General features: G+C 73.6%; 18 protein-coding genes and 1 pseudogene. 7 read left to right on the forward strand and 12 right to left on the reverse strand.

The window, feature by feature from the left end:
* Positions 1–1521 (forward strand): alkaline phosphatase (locus J1M40_RS05455; protein WP_241252092.1); only part of this gene is annotated, 1521 nt, incomplete at its 5' end.
* 27 nt (positions 1522–1548) lie between these two features.
* Here J1M40_RS05455 and J1M40_RS05460 read toward each other — a convergent pair.
* The 4 genes and pseudogenes from J1M40_RS05460 to J1M40_RS05475 all read right to left on the reverse strand — a co-directional run bounded on the left by J1M40_RS05460 (position 1549) and on the right by J1M40_RS05475 (position 4947).
* Complete coding sequence (locus tag J1M40_RS05460) at positions 1549–2556, reverse strand: glycine betaine ABC transporter substrate-binding protein (RefSeq protein WP_041104962.1); 1008 nt, start codon at positions 2554–2556, stop codon at positions 1549–1551.
* The gene (locus J1M40_RS05465) at positions 2553–3305 is read right to left on the reverse strand and encodes an ABC transporter permease (protein ID WP_036316433.1); all 753 of its coding nucleotides are present in this window, start codon (positions 3303–3305) and stop codon (positions 2553–2555) included. Before J1M40_RS05465 ends, J1M40_RS05460 begins: the two co-directional genes overlap by 4 nt.
* On the reverse strand, positions 3302–4309 hold the full coding sequence (locus J1M40_RS05470) for an ABC transporter ATP-binding protein (RefSeq protein ID WP_206450543.1): 1008 nt from the start codon (positions 4307–4309) through the stop codon (positions 3302–3304). The genes J1M40_RS05465 and J1M40_RS05470 overlap by 4 nt, the downstream gene beginning before the upstream one ends.
* Positions 4306–4947: pseudogene (locus J1M40_RS05475) on the reverse strand (ABC transporter permease). The gene J1M40_RS05470 and the pseudogene J1M40_RS05475 overlap by 4 nt, the downstream one beginning before the upstream one ends.
* A 228-nt stretch (positions 4948–5175) precedes the next feature.
* Between J1M40_RS05475 and J1M40_RS05480 the strand changes: the two are divergent.
* Positions 5176–6477: a dicarboxylate/amino acid:cation symporter gene (locus tag J1M40_RS05480; protein WP_206450544.1), complete on the forward strand. Its 1302-nt coding sequence runs from the start codon at positions 5176–5178 to the stop codon at positions 6475–6477.
* A gap of 73 nt (positions 6478–6550) precedes the next feature.
* Here the strand turns inward: J1M40_RS05480 and J1M40_RS05485 are convergent, their stop codons facing one another.
* Positions 6551–8032 (reverse strand): sugar porter family MFS transporter, encoded by a 1482-nt coding sequence (locus tag J1M40_RS05485; protein WP_136940146.1) that lies wholly within the window; start codon positions 8030–8032, stop codon positions 6551–6553.
* Between the two features lie 251 nt (positions 8033–8283).
* Between J1M40_RS05485 and J1M40_RS05490 the strand changes: the two genes are divergently transcribed.
* Together J1M40_RS05490 and J1M40_RS05495 are read left to right on the forward strand one after the other, a co-directional pair.
* Complete coding sequence (locus J1M40_RS05490; RefSeq protein ID WP_136940147.1) at positions 8284–10026, forward strand: bifunctional 3'-5' exonuclease/DNA polymerase; 1743 nt, start codon at positions 8284–8286, stop codon at positions 10024–10026.
* A 208-nt stretch (positions 10027–10234) separates the two neighbouring features.
* Positions 10235–11605 carry an MFS transporter gene (locus tag J1M40_RS05495; RefSeq protein WP_240756426.1) on the forward strand — a complete coding sequence of 457 codons (1371 nt, stop codon included), beginning with the start codon at positions 10235–10237 and terminating at the stop codon, positions 11603–11605.
* Between the two features lie 488 nt (positions 11606–12093).
* Here J1M40_RS05495 and J1M40_RS05505 read toward each other — a convergent pair whose 3' ends face one another.
* Positions 12094–13101: a cation diffusion facilitator family transporter gene (locus tag J1M40_RS05505; RefSeq protein ID WP_136940149.1), complete on the reverse strand. Its 1008-nt coding sequence runs from the start codon at positions 13099–13101 to the stop codon at positions 12094–12096.
* A 143-nt stretch (positions 13102–13244) separates the two neighbouring features.
* On the opposite strand from J1M40_RS05505, the gene J1M40_RS05510 reads away from it, so the two are divergent.
* Positions 13245–14375 carry a trans-acting enoyl reductase family protein gene (locus J1M40_RS05510; RefSeq protein WP_136940150.1) on the forward strand — a complete coding sequence of 377 codons (1131 nt, stop codon included), beginning with the start codon at positions 13245–13247 and terminating at the stop codon, positions 14373–14375.
* Positions 14376–14403: 28 nt separating this feature from the next.
* On the opposite strand, the gene J1M40_RS05515 is transcribed toward J1M40_RS05510, so the two are convergent.
* Positions 14404–16056: an AarF/ABC1/UbiB kinase family protein gene (locus tag J1M40_RS05515; RefSeq protein ID WP_136940151.1), complete on the reverse strand. Its 1653-nt coding sequence runs from the start codon at positions 16054–16056 to the stop codon at positions 14404–14406.
* Between the two features lie 10 nt (positions 16057–16066).
* Positions 16067–17434: a DUF4921 family protein gene (locus J1M40_RS05520; protein WP_240756428.1), complete on the reverse strand. Its 1368-nt coding sequence runs from the start codon at positions 17432–17434 to the stop codon at positions 16067–16069.
* A gap of 190 nt (positions 17435–17624) precedes the next feature.
* Here J1M40_RS05520 and J1M40_RS05525 point away from each other — a divergent pair, with 190 nt between their 5' ends.
* The gene (locus J1M40_RS05525; protein WP_115166026.1) at positions 17625–19139 is read left to right on the forward strand and encodes an acetyl-CoA hydrolase/transferase family protein; all 1515 of its coding nucleotides are present in this window, start codon (positions 17625–17627) and stop codon (positions 19137–19139) included.
* 150 nt (positions 19140–19289) lie between these two features.
* On the opposite strand, the gene J1M40_RS05530 is transcribed toward J1M40_RS05525, so the two are convergent.
* Positions 19290–19715 carry a hypothetical protein gene (locus tag J1M40_RS05530; protein ID WP_069941691.1) on the reverse strand — a complete coding sequence of 142 codons (426 nt, stop codon included), beginning with the start codon at positions 19713–19715 and terminating at the stop codon, positions 19290–19292.
* On the reverse strand, positions 19715–20134 hold the full coding sequence (locus tag J1M40_RS05535; protein WP_063190262.1) for an organic hydroperoxide resistance protein: 420 nt from the start codon (positions 20132–20134) through the stop codon (positions 19715–19717). Before J1M40_RS05535 ends, J1M40_RS05530 begins: the two co-directional genes overlap by 1 nt.
* A gap of 111 nt (positions 20135–20245) precedes the next feature.
* On the opposite strand from J1M40_RS05535, the gene J1M40_RS05540 reads away from it, so the two are divergent.
* Positions 20246–20737, forward strand: a complete 492-nt coding sequence (locus tag J1M40_RS05540) for a MarR family winged helix-turn-helix transcriptional regulator (protein ID WP_069941692.1) — start codon at positions 20246–20248, stop codon at positions 20735–20737.
* A gap of 31 nt (positions 20738–20768) precedes the next feature.
* Here J1M40_RS05540 and J1M40_RS05545 read toward each other — a convergent pair whose 3' ends face one another.
* Together J1M40_RS05545 and J1M40_RS05550 are read right to left on the reverse strand one after the other, a co-directional pair.
* A complete protein-coding gene (locus tag J1M40_RS05545) occupies positions 20769–21575 on the reverse strand; it encodes an alpha/beta fold hydrolase (protein WP_241252093.1) in 807 nt (268 codons plus the stop codon).
* Between the two features lie 26 nt (positions 21576–21601).
* Entirely contained in the window at positions 21602–22612 is a 1011-nt protein-coding gene (locus J1M40_RS05550) for an NADP-dependent oxidoreductase (RefSeq protein WP_170720371.1), read from the reverse strand.
* Positions 22613–22629: the final 17 nt, after the last annotated feature.

Genomic DNA, 22629 nt, shown 5'->3' on the forward strand with positions numbered 1-22629 from the left:
GCCCGCCACACCCCCGGGGGCCTGGTCGCGTCCCGCCTGACGCTGCCGTCCGGCGTCGCCACCGGCGATGTCACCTCGAACTCGGCCGTGCTGTGGGCGCGCTCGTCCGGCCGTTCGCGCCTGCACGCCACGCTGCGCGCGGTCGACGAGGACGGGAAGGTGCTGCGCGGCCGCTTCGCTCGCGGGCTGACCCTGCGCTCCGGCTGGGTCGACGGGGCCACCGACCACACCGCGAAGATCCTCGCGGACACGCTGCCCTCCGGCACCCGATTCGAGGTGACGTACGCGTTCGAGGACGAGGCCGGCCGCCTGGGCGAGTCGGCCGTGGCCCGCTTCACGACGGCGCCCGGCGCGCGGTTCGGCCGGAAGACCTCCGCCGCCCAGTCCTTCGTATGGACCGCGGACACCGCGGGGCAGGGCTACGGCATCAACCCGGAGATCGGCGGCATGCGCGGCTATGCGGCGATGCACGCCACGAAGCCCGACTTCTTCCTGCACTCCGGCGACACGATCTACGCGGACAACCCCATCCCGGAGACCCTCGAGGTGGCCGGCGAGCCCACCTGGCGCAACCTCGTCACGGAGGAGACGTCCAAGGTCGCCGAGACGCTGAACGAGTTCCGCGGCCGCCACCGCTACAACATGATGGACGACAACCTCCGCGCCCTGTACGCGGACGTCCCCGTCATCGCCCAGTGGGACGACCACGAGACGACCAACAACTGGTGGCCGGGCGAGGTCCTCGAAGACCCGCGCTACACCCAGGTCCGTGACGTGGACACGCTGGCCGCCCGCGCCCGCCGCGCGTGGCAGGAGTACATGCCGATCGCCGACTCCACGGCCCTGCGCCGCGGCTCCGGCTTCGAGCCCGCCCGCATCTACCGCAGGATCCCCCGCGGCGCGACGCTCGACGTGTTCGCCCTGGACATGCGCACCCACAAGGGCGAGAACACCCCGGGTCTCGAGACCCACGAGACCCCGATCCTGGGCGAGGAGCAGCTGCAGTGGCTCATCCGCGGGCTGCGCGCGTCGACCGCCACGTGGAAGGTCATCGCCAACGACCTGCCGCTGGGCCTGATCGTCCCCGACGGCACGGGGCAGGAGTCCCTGTCCAACGGCGACGACGGCGCCCCGCTGGGCCGCGAGCTGGAGATCGCCCGCCTCCTGAAGGCGATCAAGGACCACGGCGTGAAGAACGTCGTGTTCCTCACCGGCGACGTCCACTACTGCGCTGCGCACCACTACTCCCCCGACCGCGCGGCGTTCACCGACTTCGAGCCGTTCTGGGAGTTCGTGGCCGGCCCCATCAACGCCGGATCGTTCGGCCCGAACACGCTGGACGGCACCTTCGGCCCGCGCCTGGACTTCGAGGCGCACGGGCCGGTCATGGGCTCGCCGCGCTCCGGCGAGCACCAGTACTTCGGCCACGTCGAGATCCCCGAGGACGGCCGCGAGTTCCGGGTGCGTCTGATCAACGCCGCCGGCCGGACGGTCTACTCGCGCACGCTGACGGCGGCCTGATCCGCCGTGCCACGCGGCGGGTGACCGTCAGTCGGTGATCAGGCCCTCCTCGCGGAGCCAGTCCCACGCGACCTGGGTGGGCTCCTCGCCGTCGACGTCCACCCGGGCGTTCAGGCGCGCGGCCGTCGCGTTGTCCAGGCGCGCGGTCACGGGCGCCAGCAGGTCGGCGATCTCGGGGTGCTCGGCCAGGACCTCCTCGCGCACGATGGGGGCCGCGTTGTACTTCGGGAAGAAGCTCAGCGGGTCCTGCAGGGTCGTCAGGTCCAGCGCGGCGATCCGCCCGTCCGTGGAGTACGCCTCCCCGAAGGTGCACGACCCGTCCGCCACCGCGGCGAACACCGCCCCGATGTCCATCTGGCGCAGCCGGGATCCGGTGGGCCGTTCGATCCCGTAGGCCTCGAGCATGGGCAGGAACCCGTCGTTGCGGGCGGCGAATTCGGCGCTCACGCAGAAGGACTGGTCCTCCGTGGGGAGGTCCTTGATGTCCGCGAGGGTCTCCAGGCCGAGCTCCTCCGCCCGGTCCTGGCGCACGGAGAAGGTGTAGGTGTTGTCGAGTTCGGCCGGCGGCAGCCACACCAGGCCCTGCTGCGCGTCCTCGTCCCGGACCGCGGCCCACTGCGCCTGGGCGTCCGGGATCGGATCGGTGTGGCCCAGGTACGTGATCCAGGCCGTCCCCGTGTAGTCCCACTCGACGTCCACGACGCCTGCGACCTGGGCCTGGCGCGCACTGAGCGAACCCGGCATGTTGGTCAGATCCTCGACGTCGGCCCCCGCGGAGCGCAGCAGGATCGCGGTGATCTTGCCGAGCACGACGCCCTCGTTGAAGTTCTTGGAGCCCACCGCCACGTGGGCGCCCTCGAGGTCGATCCCGGCGACGTCGCCGGCGGGCGTGCCCGAGGGCAGGTAGCCGCCGGCGGTGCTCAGCCCGCACCCGGACAGGACCAGGGAGGCCGCCAGGCCGAGCGCGGCGAGCGCGGCACGAGCGGGGGTCCGGCCGCGGCGGCGGGACGGGAGGGTCGCGCGCGGGGTGGTCATGCGAGCCCCCTCGGCGTGGCCAGCGTCTCGACGAGGCGGCCGATCCACTCGATCATCAGGGCGAGGGCGGCCACGAGGATCGCCCCCGAGACGAGCAGCGGGAAGCGGAACAGGACGATCCCGGTCTGGATGAGCAGGCCGAGGCCGCCGGCGTCGATGAACGTCGCGAACGCCCCGGTGCCCACCAGCAGCACCAGGGCGGTCCGCAGACCCGCCATGATCACGGGCAGGGCCAAGGGCAGCTCCACCCGGAGCAGGGTCTGCAGCGGCGACATGCCCATGCCGCGGGCCGCCTCGACGACGGTGGGGTCGACACCCCGCAGCCCGGCCAGGGTGTTGGCCAGCACGGGCAGGAACGCGTAGAGGGACAGGGCCAGGACCGCGACCCGGAAGCCGAACCCCCACGCCATGGCGAGCAGGACGATCACACCGATCACGGGAGCGGCCTGGCCGGCGTTGGCCAGCCCCATGGCGACGGGGGTGAACCGCCGGGCGGCGGGGCGGCTCAGCAGCACGCCGAGCGGGACGGCCGTCGCCACGACCAGAACGGTGGACACGCCGACGAGGGCCAGGTGCTCGGCGGTGAGGCGCAGGACGGTGGGCCAGGTCAGCAGCCGGGCCTCGACGTCGTCGAGGGCGGCTCCGCGCACCCAGACGGTCCACCCGATCAGCAGGGCGGCCACGAGCAGCGGCAGGCCGATCAGGAGCAGGCGGTCCTCGGCGGAGGCCGCACGCAGCCGGGCGATCATGGCCGAGCCTGCTCGTCGCTGGCGCGGGCGTGCGCGCGCAGTGTCGGATAGTCGAGCAGACCGATGACCGTGCCATCACGGACCACGGCGATCTCCTCCGTCGGGGCCATGACCAGCGCGGCGAGGGCCTCGCTGATCGGGGTGGCCGCGTCGAGCACGGGCTCGCCCGGCAGCGTGCCCGTCGGGTGCTGTGCGATCGGGCGCAGCGGCAGCGAGTCGACCGACCGCAGCCCCAGCCGTTTGAGCCCCGCCCCCGACCCCACGAAGTCGGCCACGAACTCGGTGGCCGGCCGAGCCAGGACCTCTTCGGGGGTGGCGTACTGGGCCACGTGCGCGCCGGGTTCGAGCACCAGGATCCGGTCGCCCAGGAGCACGGCCTCGTCCACGTCGTGGGTGACCATCACGATGGTCTTGCCCACCCTGGCCTGGATGTCGAGCATCTCCTTCTGCAGGCGCTGGCGGGTGAGGGGGTCCACGGCGCCGAAGGGCTCGTCCATGAGCAGCACGGGTGGATCCGCCGCGAGGCCCCGCGCCACGCCGACGCGCTGCTGCTGTCCGCCGGACAGCTCGCGCGGGAAACGGTCTCGATAGATCGCCGGGTCCAGGCCGACCAGGTCGAGCAGCTCGTCCACGCGGTCGGCGATGCGCCGGCGGTCCCACTTGAGCAGGCGCGGCACCAGGCCGACGTTCTCGGCGACGGGCAGGTGGGGCATCATCCCGCCACCCTGCACGACGTAGCCGATCTGACGGCGCAGCCGGGTGGGGTCGCGGCGTGTGATGTCCTCCCCACCGATCAGGATCCGCCCGGAGGTGGGCTCGATGAGGCGGTTGATCATCTTCAACGAGGTGGTCTTGCCGCAGCCGGACGGGCCGACGAACACCACGGTCTCCCCCGCGGGGATGATGAGGTCCAGGGCGTCCACGGCGGGACGGTCCTGCCCCGGATAGAGCTTCGTCAGGGACTCGAGACGGATCTCGGCCCCGGCGTCACGGTCGGTGCTCATGCACGCAGTCCCTTCGAGATGGTGAGCCGGCCGAGCAGCACGAGCAGCCCGTCCAGGACGAGGGCGACGACGACGATGCCGAGGGTGCCCACGAGGGCGTAGTTCAACGCGTTGGCGCCGCCCAGGGAGACCAGCCCCGTGAAGATGTACGAGCCCAGTCCGGGCCCCAGGACGTAGGCCGCGACCGCGGCCACGCCCATGCCGAGCTGGCCCGCGACCCGGATGCCGGTGAGGATCACGGGCCAGGCCAGCGGGAGACGCACCCGGGTGAACAGCGCCACCGGCCCCATGCCCATCCCCCGGGCGGCCTCCAGCACCTCCGGGTCCACGCCGCGCAGACCCACGAGCGCGTTGCGGAGGATGGGCAGCAGGGCATAGAAGACCACCACCACGACGGCGGGGACGGTCCCGATGCCCACCAGGGGGATCAGGACGCCGATGAGCGCGAAGGAGGGCAGGGTCAGCCCGACGGCCGTGAAGGCGTTCGCGATCGGGGTCAGGGCCTTGATCCGCGTGGCGATCACGGCCAGCGCGATGGCGAGCACGGTGGCGATGGCCAGCGCCTGCAGCACGAGTCACCCGTGCTGCCACGCCCGGAAGAGGATGTCGGGCCAGCGTGAGGCGAGGAACTCGCTCATGCGGCCTCCACGCCGGCAGCGCACCCCTGGGCGGCCCGGGCGTCTGCGGGGCGGGGCAGGACCGTCATCGTCGTCTCCTTCGGTCCGGGTGGGTCGGGCGTGCTCTTGCACGCTCCCCGAGACGGTGGCGCTCCCTGTGTTCTGCGCCACGAAGGGGGTCACCGGCACCGCCAAGGATGGCCTACCGACCGGGCGACGGGCAGGACGGCCTGCGCTAGCGTGTCGGCCATGTCTCGCTCCCACTCCGATGCCCTCGACGCGTCCGGCCCCGACTCCGGGGGCGCCGTCGCCGTGCCCCGCCGCCGCTTCGGCCTGCTGCCCCGCATCCTCGTCGCGATCGTGGCCGGCGTCCTCGTCGGCCTGGTCGCGCCGACCTGGCTCGTGCAGGCCTTCGCCACCTTCAACGGGCTGTTCTCGAACTTCCTGGGTTTCATCGTCCCGGTGCTGATCCTGGCGCTCGTCGCCCCCGCCATCGGCGACATCGGCCGGGGCGCGGGGAAGCTGCTGGCCCTGACCGGCGGCATCGCCTACGGCTCCACCCTGTTCGGCGGCTTCGGCGCCCTGCTGGTCTGCCTGCTCGTCTTCCCGCTGATCCTCACGCCCGGGTCCTTCGAGGCGATGGCCAACCCCGAGGACGCGCTGCTCGGCCCACTGTTCGAGGTGCAGATGGACCCGCCCTTCGGCGTGATGACGGCCCTGCTGCTCGCGTTCGTGCTCGGCATCGGCCTGACGACGCTGCCGCGCGGCGCCCTGCACGAGGGCTTCGACCAGCTGCGATCGATCATCGAGCGGGTCGTCATGGGTCTGATCGTGCCGCTGCTGCCCGTCTACATCTTCGGCGTGTTCCTGAACATGACCGCCGCCGGCGAGGTCTTCAAGGTCATCACCACGTTCCTCGGCGTGATCCTGCTGGTCTTCGGCCTCACCGTGGTGCTGCTGCTCATCCAGTACGTCGTCGCGGGCGCGATCGCGGGCCGCAACCCGTTCACGGCCCTGAAGACGATGCTGCCGGCCTACGCGACGGCCCTGGGCACCTCGTCCTCGGCGGCGACCATCCCGGTGACCCTGCGCCAGACCCTGCTGCTCGGCGTGCGCCGGCCGATCGCCTCGTTCGTCGTGCCGCTGTGCGCGACGATCCACCTGGCCGGCTCCACGGTGAAGATCGTCTCATTCTCCATCGCGGTGCTGTTCCTCTCGGGCCAGTCGATCGACGTGCCGGTGTTCGTGGGCTTCATCTTCATGCTGGGCGTCACCATGGTCGCGGCGCCCGGCGTGCCCGGCGGCGCGATCGTGGCGGCCTCGGGCCTGCTGTCCTCGATGCTCGGCTTCACCGAGCCGCAGGTCGCGCTCATGGTCGCCACGTACATCGCCATCGACTCCTTCGGCACCGCCACCAACGTGACCGGCGACGCCGCCATCGCGATGATCGTCGACAAGATCGCCGGAGACCGTCTCATCGAGGACTCCGAGGACGAGGGCCTGGAGCGCCGCGACGACGAGGAGGTCGCCACCGGCGCCGACGCCGGCTGACCCGCCCCGCACACACCACGGCCCCCTCCCTGTCCGCAGCTCAGGGAGGGGGCCGTCGTCGGGACGGGCGGTGTCAGCCGCGCAGGCCCCGCTCCGCCTCGGCGCGCAGCGCGCGCCGTTGCCCCGGGGAGCGCACGACGACGTCGCTCATCTCCTCGAGCGTCTTGCCCTTGGTCTCGGGGACGAAGGCCGCCACGAAGGCCAGGGACAGCGCCGCCATGACCGCGTACAGGCCGTAGGCGAGGGTCAGGCCGATGTCCGCCAACCACGGGAACGTGGTGGAGACGGTGAAGTTCGCCGCCCACTGCGCGGCGGCGGCCACGGCGAGCGCGCCGGCGCGGATGCGGTTCGGGAACATCTCGCCCAGCAGCACCCAGACCAGCGGCCCCCAGGTGGCGCCGAAGAACACCACGAAGGCGTTCGCGGCCACCAGCGCCACGGTGGACCACGGCTGCGGCAGGGACACGGACTCGGCGCCGCCCGTCTGCGCGAAGGAGAAGGCCAGTGCCATCAGGCCGAGGCTGACCGTCATGCCGGCGGAGCCGGCGATCAGCATGGGGCGACGGCCGACGCGGTCCACCAGGGCGATCGCGATGAGGGTGACGGCGATGTTCGTGACCGAGGTGATCACGGTGACCGTGAGGGCGTCCGACTCCCCGAAGCCCACCGAACGCCACAGGGTGGTGGAGTAGTAGAAGATCACGTTGATGCCCACGGCCTGCTGGAAGACCGAGAGCAGGATGCCGATCCACACGATCGGCTGCAGGCCCGCCGCCGGCCCACGCAGGTCCGCCAACGACTCGCGGCGCTCCGAGTCCAGCGAGCGCCGGATGTCCTCGATCATCAGGTTCACCCGGTCCACACCGGTGAACTCGTGCAGGACCTCGGCCGCCTCGTCCGTGCGGCCGCGGGCGACCAGGTAGCGCGGTGACTCCGGCAGCTTCAGGGCGAACAGGCCGTACAGCACCGCCGGGACGGCCTCGGCCAGGAACATCCAGCGCCAGGCGTCGACGCCGAGCCAGAACGGCTGCGCCGCTCCCCCGGCCATCGTCGCGAAGAGCGCGTCTGTGAGCAGCGCGGCGAAGATGCCGAGGACGATCGCCAGCTGCTGGAGCGAGCCGAGGCGACCGCGCACATGGGCCGGGCTGACCTCCGCGATGTACGCCGGAGCGATCACGGACGCGGCGCCCACGCCCAGGCCGCCGACCATGCGCCAGAAGATCAGGTCGACCACGCCGAACGCCAGGCCCGAGCCGATGGCGGAGACCAGGAACAGGATCGCGGCGATCACCATCACGGGCACGCGGCCGCGGCGGTTGGCGATCGGCCCGGCGAACCAGGCGCCGAGCGCGCAGCCGATCAGCGCCGAGGAGACGGCGAAGCCCGTCAGACCGGCGCCGAGGCCGAACTCCCCGGCGAGGGCGTCCACGGCACCGTTGATGACGGAGGTGTCGAAGCCGAACAGGAAGCCGCCGAGCGCGGCGGCGACCGAGATGCCGACCACCTTGGCGTTGAGGCGAGACGTCGCGGCGCCGCCGGACCGGGTCGCTGTCATGGTGGGTCCTCTCTGGGTGGCGCCCGACGGCCCGCTGCGCACCGGTGCGTCCGCACAGTGTGTTCTCCGCTCGGCGAGCGTGCAAGTCGCACAGTCTTTCTCCGCCGCCTCCCGTCGAGGAGGCGGGGTGTCAGGGGGAACCGTGCCCGCCGCGCCCGCCGTGGTCACCGCCGTGCCGGGCGGTCTGCCGCACCGGTCTGCGGCAGACGGCGCCTCGGGTCACGACCCGGCCACGGGGCAGAATGAGGACCATGTTCGTCGTCCTGGGCCCCGCCCCCGCCTCCGTCGGCAGCCCCGGCACCTGGTGGGCCCTGGACGCGGAGGGCGAAGACGCCGCTCCCCTGGGCTCCTGCCCCGCCGGGTCCGTGGCCGGGCTCGTGGCCGGTCTGCCCTCCCGATTGGGCGTGGACCCGAGCACGGTCCGCTGGGTGCTCGCCGACGTCGGGACGGAGTACGCCGCCTGGCTGGCGGCGGGGGTGCGGGTGGATCGGTGCTGGGACGTGGCCCTCGTCCAGCGGATCCTGCGGCACGCGGCGACGGCGCCGGGCAGCGGGGTGCGTTACACGCCCGTGGCGCAGCTCGAGGTCGCCGACCCGACGGAGCCCGAGCGCCCGGCGCGGGTGCCCGCCGGTCAGGAGTCCTTCTTCGACCTGCCGGACGAGTCCGGCCCCGCCCCGGACGTCACCGTGCTCGCGGCCGAGCTGGCCGCGCAGCGGGCGGCCGTCGAGGACTCGGCCCACCCACACCGGCTGCGGCTGCTCGCGGCGGCGGAGTCCCAGGGCGCTCTCGTGGCCGCGGAGATCCGGGCGGCGGGTCTGCCGTGGGACCGGGGCGTGCACGAGGCGCTCCTCGCCGAGCAGCTCGGCCCCCGGCCTGCACCGGGCGAGCGTCCCGCCCGCCTGCAGGCCCTGGCCGAACGCATCGCCGACGTCCTGGGCTCCCCCGGGCTCAGCCCCGACTCGCAGCCCAGCCTGCTGCGGGCGCTGCAGACGGCGGGCGTGGCCGTGGAGTCCACGCGGCAGTGGGACCTGAAGCACTGGATCGACGCCGGCGGCGCGGAACGCGAGGCGCGGGCCGCGCTGCTCGCGCCTCTGCTGGAGTACAAGGCCCTGGCCCGGCTGTGGACGGCCAATGGCTGGCACTGGCTGGACCAGTGGATCGGCGACGACGGCCGGTTCCACGCCGCCTACCTGGTCGGCGGCGTGGTGACCGGGCGGTGGGCCGCCCACGGCGGTGGGGCCATGCAGATCCCCGCCGGGGTGCGCGACGCCGTCCGCGCGGACCCCGGGTGGACGCTGACCGTGGCCGACGCCTCCCAGGTGGAGCCGCGCATCCTCGCCGCGATGGCCGCCGACGAGGCGCTGGCCCGTGCCGGGACCACGCCCGACCTGTACCGGGAGGTCGCGGAGCAGGGCCGGGCGGCCGGCACCGCGCTGGCCGACCGCGGGCGCGCGAAGATCGCCCTGCTGGGTGCGATGTACGGCTCGACGACGGGCGACTCCGCGGCGCTCATGCCGCACCTGCGCCGGCTCTACCCCCGAGCGATCGGCCTGCTCGAGCGGGCGGCCACCGTCGGCGAGGGCGGCGGCCAGGTGTCCACGTGGCTGGGCCGCTGGTCCCCCGCACCGGGGCGGAAGTGGCAGGAGTCCGTGTCCGACGTCGGCACCCAGGCCGCCGAGTCCGCGGCCCGGCGACGGCGGCGCTCCCAGGGCCGCTTCACCCGGAACTTCGTGGTGCAGGGCACCGCGGCCGAGTGGGCGCTGTGCTGGATGGGCGAGATCCGCCGTCGACTGCGCTCGGCCGGCATGCGCACGGAACTCGTGTTCTTCGTCCACGACGAGGTCGTCCTGCACGGCCCGGCCACGGAGGCCGAGGCCGTGCGGACGGTCGTGGCGGAGTCCGCGAGCGCCGCCGGCCGCCTGCTGTTCGGTCCCGCCCCCGTGGACTTCCCGCTCACCGTCTCCAGCGTGGGGTCGTACGCGGACGCGAAGTGAGGGGCGGCAGCGCGTCGGTCGCGCCCACGGCCTCCGTGCGCCGCACCGGGCCGAGGACCCTGGGAACTGGCACGATGCGGGACGAGGGCCGATCCTGGAGAGCGCCCGAGACACCCTTGTGAAGGAGACCGCATGCCCGTCGCCCCGCGTCCGTCCGACGGCGCCGCGTCCTCGGTCTTCACCCCCCCACCAGCAGCGCATCCTCGCGGTGCTCCTCATCCCGATCTTCATGTCCCTGCTGGCCGTGTCCAGCATCAACGTGGCCCTGCCCGCCCTGCAACGGGGCCTGGACGCCAGCGACGCGGAGCTGCAGTGGGCCATCTCCGGCTACACCCTCGTGTTCGGCATGGTGCTCGTGCCGGCGGGCCGGGCGGGTGACCTCTTCGGCCGCCGCCGGCTGTTCCTGGTGGGCCTCGGCGTGTTCGCGCTCGGTGCGCTCCTGTCCGGCCTGGCGCCCACGGGCGTCCTGCTCGTGCTCGCGCGCCTGGTCATGGGCGTGGGCGCGGGCCTGCTCAACCCGCAGGTCACCGGCTTCATCCAGGGCGAGTTCTCCGGCGCCTCCCGCGCCCGGGCGTTCGGGGCGCTCGGCGCCGTCGTCGGGGTGTCCGTGGCGGTGGGGCCGCTGCTCAGCGGCGGGCTCATCGCGTGGCTCGGCGGCGACCTCGGCTGGCGCGCGACCTTTCTGGTGAACGTGCCCATCGCCCTCGGCGCCCTGATCGTGGCCCGCCAGTGGCTGCCGCGCACCGTCCCCGAGCGGGCGCGGCGTCCGGACCTGGACCCGGTCGGCGTCGTCCTGCTGGCCGGCGCCCTCGTGGCCGTCATGCTCCCGTTCCTGGACCGGGGGCTCGGGCCGTGGCGGTTCGTGCTCGTGCCCGTCGGCATCGGCCTGGCCGCCCTCTGGACGCGGTGGGAGGCCCGCTACGCACGACGGGGCCGCGCCCCGATGGTGGACCTGCGCCTGTTCCAGACCCGCAGCTTCGCGTACGGAGCCCTGCTGATCGCCATCTACTTCACCGGCTCGACCAGCATGTTCGTGGTGATCGCCATGTTCATGCAGAACGGGCTGGGCTACCCGGCGCTGCACGCCGCCCTGATCGGCCTGCCTTCGGCGGTCATGTCGAGCGTGATGTCCACCGTGGCCGGTCGCGTGGTGCTGCGCACGGGCCGGAAGATCGTCGTCCTCGGCATCGCGCTGGCGCTGCTCGCCGTCGTGGGCTCCATCGGGGTGGCGTGGGCCAACCGGGAGTTCGGCCTGAGTCCGTGGTGGCTGCTGCTCACCCTCGCCATCTTGGGTGCCGGGCAGGGGCTGGTGGTCTCCCCCAACCAGACCCTCAGCCTGGCCGAGGTCCCGCCGCGGCACTCCGGCACGGCCGGCGGCGTCCTGCAGACCGGCCAGCGCGTCGGCACGGCCGTCGGCACCGCCGTGATCGTGGGGGTGTTCCTGGGCGTCGCCTCCGGTGCCGACTGGGACGGGGCGTTCATGGCCGCCTTCGCGCTGGTGGCCGGGTGCATGGCCCTTGCGCTCCTCGTCGCACTCGCGGACCTGCGCGGACCACGGACGGCGGCGCCCCGTGGCTGAACCCCGCCCCACGTAAGGGGTCGTCGGCAGCGTCAGATTTGTATAAGAGACAGCCCCGCGGGCTGGTCATCCCCGCGGGCGAACTCGTCGAGCGCTTCTCCCACGCCTCCGGCCCGGGCGGTCAGGGCGTGAACACGGCGGACTCGCGGGTCCAGCTCAGTCTGGACCTGGCGGCCACCTCCGCCCTCGACGACGTCCAGCGCGCCCGCGTCCTCGCACGGCTGGCGCCCCGGCTGGCCGGCACGGTGCTCACCGTCAGCGTGGCGGAGCACCGGGCCCAGCGGCGCAACCGGGTGGCCGCCCGCGAGCGGCTCGCGGCGCTGCTGCGCGAGGCCCTGGCCCCGCCGACGCCGCGGCAGGCCACCAAGCCGACGCGCGGCTCCCGGCGGCGCCGCCTGGAGGCCAAACGCCGTCGCTCCGAGGTGAAGCGCACGCGCCGCCGCCCCGGTCTCGACTGAGGCCGCCCGCCCACAGGCGGCGGCCCGGGCTCAGGCGCGGGTGTTCTGCGATTCCGGGGCCAGGGGCGCGTGGGCGGGGTTGGACAGGGAGAGCACGACGGCGGCCACGCGCGGGTGCTCGAGGAGGGCGTCCTCCACGCGCTGGAGCAGGACCGCGGCCTCGCTCTCCCGCTCATCCCCGGCCAGATCCACGGCCCCGACGACGAAGAGCTTCTCCGGGCCGACGTACTCGAGGTGCAGGTAGCTCACGGAGAGCACCTCGGGCCGCTCCAGCAGCCAGCGCAGCACCCGGGTCCGGATCACCGGGTCGGCGACCTCGCCGACGAGGAACGCCATGTTCCGCGAGAGCAGGAAGATCGCGACGACCCCGAGCAGCACGCCCACGAGGATCGAGCCGGCGGCGTCCCACCGGGGGTCCCCGGTGAGCTGGTGCAGGGCGAGGGCGGCGGCCGCGATGGCCAGGCCGATCAGGGCCGAGGCGTCCTCCACCCACACGGCGCGCAGGGTGGGGTCCGAGGTCTGGCGCAGGAACGTGGCATCGCTGATGTGCCGCCGCTCCGCGTCGCGGCGGACGCGCCGGTGCGCGTTCAGGAACGAGATGCCCTCGAGCACGAACGCGACGGCGAGCACGATGTACGCGATCGTGTACTCCGCCTCCTCCTCGGGGGCGGACCAGGCCGTGATCCCGTGCCAGACCGAGACCGCCGAGCCCACCGCGAACAGGCCGAAGGCCGCGACCATCGACCACACGTAGGCCGCGCGCCCGTAGCCCAGCGGGTGCCGCGCGTCGGGGGCTCGGCCGGCACGACGCTCCGCCAGCAGCAGGAAGACCTCATTGCCGGCGTCGGCCCAGGAGTGCGCGGCCTCCGCCACCATCGCGGCGGAGCCGGTGACCGCGCCCACGATCGACTTGACGACGGCGATCACCGTGTTCACGCCGAGGGCGATCAGGACGGTCAGCAGGCTCTCGCCGCCGGTCTCGGCGGCGGGCGAGGCGGAGTGAGCGGGCGGGGCGACGGCGGGCGGGGTACGGGTCATCCTCCGAGTCTGCCCCTGCAAGCGGGTGCCGGACCAGGCTCGCCATGTCCGGGTCCGCCGGTCCAGGAGCGCGAGATGGGGTCCACTCGGATCGGCGTCGCCGAGCCCGTGAGGTCTCCGCGTGCCCGGCCTAGCGTGGGGCCATGACGGATTCTCCCCTGCACCTCGACCGCCCCGACGCCCCCCGCATCATCGTGCTCGGCGCGACGGGCTACGCCGGATCCCTCGTCGTGGACGCCCTCGTGGCCCAGGGCGCACGGCCCGTGCTGGCGGGCCGGAACCGGGACTCGCTCCAGCGCGCGGCGAAGCGGCACGACGGGCTGGAGGTCGCCGTCGCCGACGCCGGGGACCCCGCCTCGCTGAGGGCCCTGGTCACGGAGGGCGATGTGCTGGTCTCCACGGTCGGCCCCTTCGAACGCTACGGCCGACCTGTCGCCCGCGCCGCCGCGGAGCGGGGCGCGCACTACGTGGACTCGACCGGTGAGATCGGCTTCGTGAAGGACCTCAAGGCGGACCTGGACGCCACTGCCCGACGCGCGGGCGCCACCCTGCTGCCCGCCCTCGGCTTCGACTACGCGCCGGGCATGCTCGCGGGCGGGCTCGCGCTGGCGCAGGCCGGTGGACGCGCACGGTCCCTGCAGATCGGCTACTTCGCCGACGGCGAGCTGGACCCGCGCGTCGACCTCAGCCACGGGACGCGCCAGACGATGGTGGACGCCCTCACCGAGCGGACGATCACGTGGCGCGGCGGGCGGCTGGCGACGACGGGCCCGGCCAGCCGGTCGGCCGTCTTCCGGGTCGACGGGCAGGATCGCCGCGGCGTGCTGTTCGGCGGCACGGAGTCCCTGTTCCTGCCGCGGATGCAGCCCGGCCTGGATGAGGTCGAGGTCTTCAACGGCTGGTTCCCGGCCCGGCCCACGCAGATCGGCGCCGCCGCCCTCGGCGCGGTGGGGTGGCTCCCCGGCGTCGCCCGCGGCGTGCAGGCCCTGCTGCGGCCCCTGGCCGGGGACCCGGGTGGCCCCGACGCCGCGGACCGGGCCCGCACGGGCTCCCGGGTCGGGGCGATCGCGCGCGACGCGGCCGGTCGCGTCGTCGCGGACGTGCACCTGCGCGGCCCCAACGCCTACACGTTGACCGGGGACCTCATGGCCTGGGGCGCCCGGCAGCTCGCCGCAGGCCGGGCCCGCGAGGCCGGCGTCGTCAGCCCGATCCAGGCGTTCGGCCTCGACGACTTCGAGACGGCCTGCGCCGCGGTCGGCCTGGTGCGGGCATGATCCCGACGACTGACCCCGCCCGTGGCCCTCAGTGGGGACGGCGGCGGGGGCGGCTGATCCAGGCCAGATAGGCGCTGCCGCCGGTCAGGGCGGCGCCGCCGGCGGCCACCACCGGCCCGGCGAAGCGGCCGAGCCGGTCCTTGTACGCCACGAGCACGTTCGTGCCGCCGGTGATCATCGCGGCCACCACCATGGCGGCCACCACCCGGTCGCCCGTCCGCTCGAGGCGCGTCACGAGCGGCTCGAGCTCGCTCGCGCGGACGGTGACGTCGATCCCGCCGTCGTCGATGCGTTCCATCACCTTGCGGGCGTACTCCGGCAGGTCGATGCCGAGCTCGGCCGCCGCGATCGTGGCCCGGCCGATCCGGCCCGCCACCCGTCGGGGGTCGAGGTGCTCCCCCACGAGGCGCAGGGCGAAGGGGTCGAGCACGCGGGTGTAGTCGAAGCCCGGGTGCAGGCGGCGGCCGATGCCGTCCACGATGATCAGCATCCGCAGCAGCTGCACGAGCTCGGGCGGCAGGGACAGCCGGTGGCGCCGCACGAGGGCGAAGATCTCCGAGACCAGCTGCGCCACGCGGATGTCCTCGAGCTCGCGCCCCTCGAGACGGCCGACGATCCGGGCCACCTGCAGCCGGAGCCGACGGCGGTCCACCGGTCCGCGCGGCGGGGCGATGTCCAGCAGGGCCCGCACCAGTCCGTCGGTGTCCTGCCGGGCCAGCGCCATGGCCAGGCCCGCGAACCGGCGCCGGAGGGACGGGGAGATCCGCCCGACGGAGCCGAAGTCGATGAACCCGACGGTCCCGTCCTGTTCGATGAACAGGTTGCCCGCGTGCGGGTCCGCGTGGAACACGCCGTGCTCGAACACCATGGCCAGCAGCACGTCGGCGGCCCGGTACGCCAGCTCCTCCCGGTCGATGCCGGCGGCGTCGAGTCCGGCCAGGTCGTCCACGCGCAGCCCGGAGAGCTCCTGCATGGTCAGCACGCGCGAGGTGGTCAGGTCCCACTCGATCCACGGGAACCGCACGCCCGGGGTGTCCCGGAAGCCGGCGGCGATCTCCTCGCAGGCCCGCGCCTCCACCACGTAGTCGAGCTCGGCGCGCAGGGAGCGGTCGAACTCATCCACCATGGTCGGCACGTCCAGATCGGCGAAGGTCCGCGAGGCCCGCGACCACGTGGCCGCCAGCGTCCGCAGGATCTCCAGGTCCGCCTGGACCTGCTCCACCACACCGGGCTTGCGGACCTTCACGACGACGGCGCGCCCGTCATGCAGGCGCGCACGGTGGGCCTGGCCGATGGAGGCGGTGGCCAGGGGCGCCCGGTCGAACCAGGCGAACAGTGCGTCGACGTCGGCGCCGAGGTCCTCCTCGACCGTCCGGGCGACGGCGTCGAAGGGCACCGCCGTCGTGCTGTCCGTGAGGCGGGCGAACGCCGCGCAGTAGGCCTCGGGGAACAGGTCCGGGCGCGCCGAGATCAGCTGCCCGAGCTTCACGAAGGTGACGCCCAGCTCCTCGAACGTGCGCACGAACAGCTCGGGGCGGGCCTCGGCGTCGATGCCCAGGTGCGGCTCCCCCTCCTCGAGGGGCAGCCACCGGGAGAGCCCGGCCTGCACGGCCGTGGCCCTGAGGCCGTTGCGGGCCATGACGTGGGCGATCTCGCGGTAGCGCTGCAGGTGGAGGGCCATGACGCCCACGCTACCGACCGCGCGGAGGGGTGAGCCTCGCCGCTCCGTCGGCGTACCGCAGGGCGCCCGGCCGGACCCGCGCGTCGGCCCCGATCCGCACCCCGTCCGCGAGCGCGCCCGCCGCCCGCAGCTCCCGCAGCCGCGCCAGCACCCGGTCCCGCACGTCCCACGGGCTGAGCGTGTTGACGTTGATCTTGGTGGCGCCCTCGAAGCCGGCGAGGGTGGAGACGCGCCACTTGAGCATCACGCGCCAGGGCATCGGGAACGCGACGCCGGGCGGGCGGGTGTGCCATTCCTCGTTGGAGGGGACGTCGGGCCCGGTGGCCGCGTGGGCGGCGTGCAGCAGGTCGGACACGGCGCGCAGCTCGGCCGCGGACTGCCGCCACGGCTGCCCCACCGGGCTCGTGGAGTAGACCTCGACCGTCGGGTACCGGTGACCGAAGCCGGCGAACATCACGGCGTGCTCGTTGGCGGCGATCACGAGGTCGTGCGCCACGGCCACGTCCAGCGCGGCGTGGTTGAACACCTGCGGGTCCTCCCGCAGCCGGTCCAGGGCGGCGACGTTCTGCGCGCCGACCTCGTCGATGGCCACGAGCTGCTTGTGCAGGTGGTCGAAGGAGGCGCCGGCGGGCTTGAGCCAGTTCTGGAACACGGAGACGTACCGCACGGCGGGCGTGGTTGCGTAGAGGTCCCGCATCGCGTCGGCGGTCAGGGCCAGGAACGCGTGGTGCTCGTCCGGGGTGAGGGTGCCCGAGGAGGCCAGCTGGTGGTCGTCCACGGCCCCGTCGACGAAGTGCCGCCGAGCGATCACGACGTCGTGCGTGCCGCCGAAGAATGCGGCCGACGCCCCGATCAGCTCCGCCTCGGACATCGCCGCCGCCTCCTCGGCGGAGCGGCCGGAGGCGCGCAGCTTCGCGGCGACGACGGCGCGCACGTGGGCGCGGCCGGCCTCGGTGGCCAGGTACTCGTCACGGCGGCGGCGCGCGTCCGGGGGAAGTTCATAGCCGTGGTTGAGACGCCAGTAGTCGTAGCTGAGGATCTCGAAGAGGTTGGGGACCCGGCGAAAGGCCGGGGTCGTCTCCTCGAGCCGCTCCGCGGCCGGGTGCCGCAGGATCTGCCAGGCCGGGGCGCCGTCGTCGGCCCTCATGGAGACGATGCGTGACTTCTCCGGCGGCGTCTCCAGCATCCGGTGCTCGCAGAAGGCGCAGTGCCGGCCGTGCTGGGCGGGGTCGAGCGGCTGCGGGGCGGGCCGGACGAGGCCGAGCGGGCGGTGGCCGCGGCCGGGCACGGTCCAGACCTCGGTGCCGGTGAAGGGGTTGCGCTGCTTGACGGTGCCGTCCGGCAGTCGGGTGAGGGGCTCGCTCACAGACGGGTGCACGAGGCCAGGATACGAGGCGGTGCCGGCCCGGAGGGCCGAGCCCTGTTCGCCGTCGTCGATCACGCAGGTCGGGCTCGGCGACCTCCGGCGTGATCATCCCCACGGCCACCCGTGACGCGGGTACGCTGATCGCTGTTCCACGTCACAGCGCTCTCGCTCGACTCGTCTCACCCGCACGGAGGCCTCACCCATGTCGTCCCGCATCCACCACCCCGGCCTCCGGTCGAAGGTGATGTCCGCCGCGGAGGCGGCGGCGTTCATCCAGCACGGCACCACCGTGGGCATGAGCGGGTTCACGGGGTCCGGCTACCCGAAGGCCGTGCCGATGGCGCTGGCCGAGCGGGCCAAGGAGCTGCACGCGCGCGGCGAGGAGTTCCGCATCAACCTCCACACGGGGGCGTCCACCTCCGCGGAGATGGACGGTGCGCTGGCCGAGGCGGACGCCGTCGCGCTGCGCACCCCGTTCCAGTCGGACCCGACGATGCGCGCCAAGATCAACGCGGGCGCGATCGAGTACATCGACACGCACCTGTCCCACCTGGCGCAGACCGTGTGGAACGGCTTCTACGGGCCCATGACCACCGCGGTGATCGAGGTGTCCGGGATCCGCGAGGACGGCCGTCTCGTCCCCAGCTCCTCCGTGGGCAACAACAAGTCCTGGATCGACCTGGCGGATCAGGTGATCCTCGAGGTCAACTCGTGGCAGAGCGAGGACCTCGAGGGTCTGCATGACGTCTACTACGGCACCGCGCTGCCCCCGCACCGCACGCCGATCATGCTCACCCACCCCGCGGACCGCATCGGTGAGACGTACCTGCGGTGCGATCCGGCCAAGGTGGTGGCCGTCGTCGAGACCCACGCCCCGGACCGCAACTCTGCCTTCAAGCCCGCCGACGCGGACTCGATCGCGATCGCCCAGCACCTCGTGGAGTTCTTCGAGCACGAGGTGGCCCAGGGCCGGTACGACGAGCGACTGCTGCCGCTGCAGTCGGGCGTGGGCAACATCGCGAACGCGGTGATGTCCGAGCTGGTGAAGTCCCGGTTCACGGGCCTGTCCGCGTTCACCGAGGTGGTGCAGGACGGCATGCTCGACGCCCTGGACTCCGGCACGCTGGCGACCGCGTCCGCGACCGCGTTCTCCCTGTCCACCGAGGCCGCCGAACGGTTCAACGACAACGCCGCGAAGTATCGGGACAAGCTGATCCTGCGCACCCAGGAGATCTCCAACCACCCCGAGCTCGTGCGCCGCCTCGGCATCCTCGCCATGAACGGCATGCTCGAGGCCGACCTGTACGGCAACGTGAACTCCACGCACCTGATGGGCACGAAGATGATGAACGGCCTCGGCGGCTCCGGCGACTTCGCCCGCAACGCGTTCACCTCGTTCTTCCTCACCCCGTCCACGGCCAAGGGCGGGGACATCTCCTGCATCGTGCCGATGGTCTCGCACGTGGACCACACCGAGCACGACGTGCACGTGGTGGTGACCGAGCAGGGGCTGGCCGACCTGCGCGGCCTCTCCCCCAAGCAGCGCGCCCGCACGATCATCGACACGTGCGCGCACCCGGACTACAGGGAGCAGCTGCGGGACTACTTCGACCGCGCGATGCGCGAGTCGGGCGGCCTGCACACCCCGCACCTGTTGGGCGAGGCCCTGTCCTGGCACCAGCGCTTCCTCGAGACCGGGACGATGCGTCACGGCTGACGGCCCGCCGGTCCGGACACCTGCGGGACACCTGCGGGACACCTGCGACGGGGCACCCTACAGTGGGCCGCGCCTCGCGGCAGGGTGAGATCACGCCGGCTCCGGGCACGTGCCCGGAGCCGGCCCAGGGCCGCAGGACCGGCGACGGCGTCAGCCGCGCCCGCCCTGCTCCCGCTCGGGGATTCCCGCGGCCCACAGGGCGGCCGCGATGAGGGCGGGCTGGCCGAACAGCCGCGCCAGGCGGCGACCGTCCGTGTCCAGCCCGAAGCCGTCCTTGCGCTCGGCGTACTGCCCGATGTTCCCGGGGTAGATCGCGGTGTAGAAGGCCGCCAGGGCGGTGCCGGTCAGGCGGCGCTGCCCGGGGAGCGCCAGCAGAGCGGCCCCGAGGCCGATCTCGGCCACGCCGGATCCGAGCACCACGAGGTCTGCCGGGAGCGGGACCCACGAGGGCACCTGGGCGCGGAACTCACGGCGCGCCACGGTGAGGTGGGACAGCCCCGCGGCGGTCATGAACCCACCGAGGCCGAGGCGGGCGGCGGTCTGGGAGAGGGGGACGGACTGCCGGTGCTTCGTCATCACGCCTCCCCGAGCTCGAGGACGACGTCGATGTTGCCCCGGGTGGCGTTCGAATAGGGGCACACCTGATGCGCCTGCTCCATGAGGGCGCGGGCCTGATCCGCGGGGACATTGGGGATCACGACCTCGAGGGTGACCTCCAGGCCGAAGCCCTCACCCTGGCGGCCGATGCCCACGCGCGCGCCGACGGAGGAGTCGGTGATGTCGGCACGGGAGGCACGGGCGACCATCTGCAGGGCCGAGTGGAAGCACGCGGCGTAGCCGGCGGCGAACAGCTGCTCGGGGTTGGTGCCCTGGCCGGAGCCGCCCATTTCGGTGGGCACGGCGAGGTCGAGGTCGACCCGCCCGTCGGTGGTGCGGACATGGCCGTCGCGGCCGGCGCCGGTGCTGAGCGCCTCGGCGGTGTAGATGGTCTCCATGGGAGGTCCTTTCATCCGCCCGCCCCGTGCGGGACGAGTCGGCTCCAGCCTGCCACCCGGCTAGGTCGCGCGCAACCAAGTCGCTCCCCAGCGACCACTAGAATCGCTCCCATGGATGCCGCGCCGACCCCCAGCCTCGCCCTCGAGGACCAGCTCTGCTTCGCCCTGCACCGGGCGGCGCGCGCCGTCACGCGCGGCTACGGCCCCCTGCTCTCCCGCCTCGGCCTCACCTACCCGCAGTACCTCGTGATGCTCACCCTGTGGCAGGTGGAGAGTGACGCCTCGGCCGAGACGGAGGCGTCGACGTCGGACGCCGCCGGCGCGCTGGGGGTCGGCGCGCTGCGGGACCGGCTCGGCATGGACAACGGGACGATCACACCCCTGGTGCGGCGCCTGGCCGGCATGGGGCTCGTCACGCGGGAGCGCGACGTCCACGACGAGCGGCGCGTGCTGGTGCGGCTGACGGACGAGGGGCGGGCGCTGCGGGCGTCCGCCCGGACGGTCCCGGCGGACGCCCTCACCCGGATCCCCCTCGACGTCGCCGAGCGCCGGGCCCTCATGGACCAGCTGAACCGGATCACCGAGGCCGTCGGGCCACGCTGAGACGGCGGGAGCGGCCCGCGCGGAGCGCGGGTCAGCGCACCCGGTCCAGGATCGCCCGGGCGACGGCGTCCGCCTCGCGCTCGGGCAGCCAGTGGTCCGCGTCGAGCGCCACGAACCGGTACTCCCCCGCCACCTGCCCCGCCGTGAGCTCGGCGGCCCGCGGCCCCAGGGCCGCGTCCCGGGTGCCCCACACACACGTGGTGGGGACCGACACGGGCGCGCTGCGCGTGGTGGTCACCAGATCCGGGTTCGCCCGATACCAGTTCACCGGACCGCGCAGGCTCTGCGGGGTGGAGAACCGGCGGGCGTAGTGCTCCGCCCCGGGGACCTGCCCCCGCTGCAGCAGGGAGCCCAGCCTTCGCGAGAGGATCCGTTCGGGGAGGGCCGGTGCCTGGAAGGCGGCGATGTACCAGCTGCGGCGCAGCTGGTCCGGGCCGCGCAGGGCGCGGGCCAGGGCGGCCGGGTGCGGCGTGGACAGGACCGTCAGGGACGCGACGCGCTCGGGGTGGGCGGTGGCCAGCGCCCAGGCGACGGCGCCACCCCAGTCATGGCCGACGACGTGGACGCGCCGCGCCCCCGCCGCGTCCGCCAGCGCGACGGCGTCCCCCACGAGCGCCGGGAGGCGATAGGCCGCCGTCGCCCGCGGAGCGGCCCCCGGGGAGTAGCCGCGCTGATCCGGGGCGAGGGTGCGCAGCCCCGCGGCGTGCAGCAGCGGCTCGACATGCATCCAGGACGTGGCGTCCTGCGGGAAGCCGTGCAGCAGCAGGACCACCTCCCCCTCGGCCGGGCCGCCGTCGCGGACGTCGAAGGTCAGGCCCTGATGCCGGAAGGTGTCCATGCCGCCCCCGAGTGCGCCGTCGCCCGTCACAGCCGGACGAGCATCTTCCCCGTGTTGGCACCCTCGAGCAGGTCGATGAACGCCTGGGGTGCGTTCTCCAGACCCTCCCGGACGGTCTCGTCCCACTGGATCTTCCCGGCGGCGACCCACGGGCCCACGCGCTCCAGGAACTCGGGGCGGACCTGCGCTGCGTACTTCTGCAGGACGAAGCCGCGCAGGGTCAGGCACTTGCCGATCGCCAGGGCGAGGTTGCGCGGGGCGGCCGGCGGCTCCGTCGAGTTGTACTGGGCGATCGCGCCGCACATCGCCACGCGGCCGTCGACCCGCATCGCGGCGATGGCGGCCTCGAGGTGGTCGCCGCCCACGTTGTCGAAGTAGACGTCGATGCCCTCCGGCGCCGCCTCAGCCAGCAGATCGGTGGGCGAGCCGTCGTGGTAGTCGAACGCGGCGTCGAAGCCCAGCTCCTTCACCCGCGCCACCTTCTCGGGCGTGCCCGCCGAGCCGACCACGCGCGAGGCGCCCAGCAGGCGGGCGATCTGGCCGGCGACCGAGCCGACGGCCCCCGCGGCGCCCGAGATGAAGACGGCGTCGCCCTCCTGCATCTCGGCCACGTGCACGAGGCCGGTGTAGGCGGTCAGACCCGTCATGCCCAGCACGCCCAGGTAGGTGCCGTCCGAGAACTGGGAGGTGTCCACGGCCTGGACGGTGTCGCCGTCGAGGACGGCGTGCTCGCGCCAGCCGCGGCCGTGGAGCACGGACGTGCCCTCCGGCACGTCCGTGTGGCGCGAGGCGATCACGGTGCCCACCGCGCCGCCGTCGAGGGGGGCGTCGAGCTGGAACGGGGGCACGTAGGACTCGACATCGTTCATGCGGCCGCGCATGTACGGGTCCACGGACATCACGGTGTTGCGCACGAGGACCTGGCCCTCGGCGAGCTCGGGGAGCTCGACCTCCGTGAGACGGAAGTTCTCCGGCGTCGGGGCGCCGTGGGGGCGGGAGGCGAGGTGGATCTCGCGCGTTCGGGTGGGGGTACTCATGGTGGTCTCCTCGGGTT

This window comes from Micrococcus sp. KRD026, assembly GCF_017168445.1.
GTDB lineage: Bacteria > Actinomycetota > Actinomycetes > Actinomycetales > Micrococcaceae > Micrococcus > Micrococcus luteus.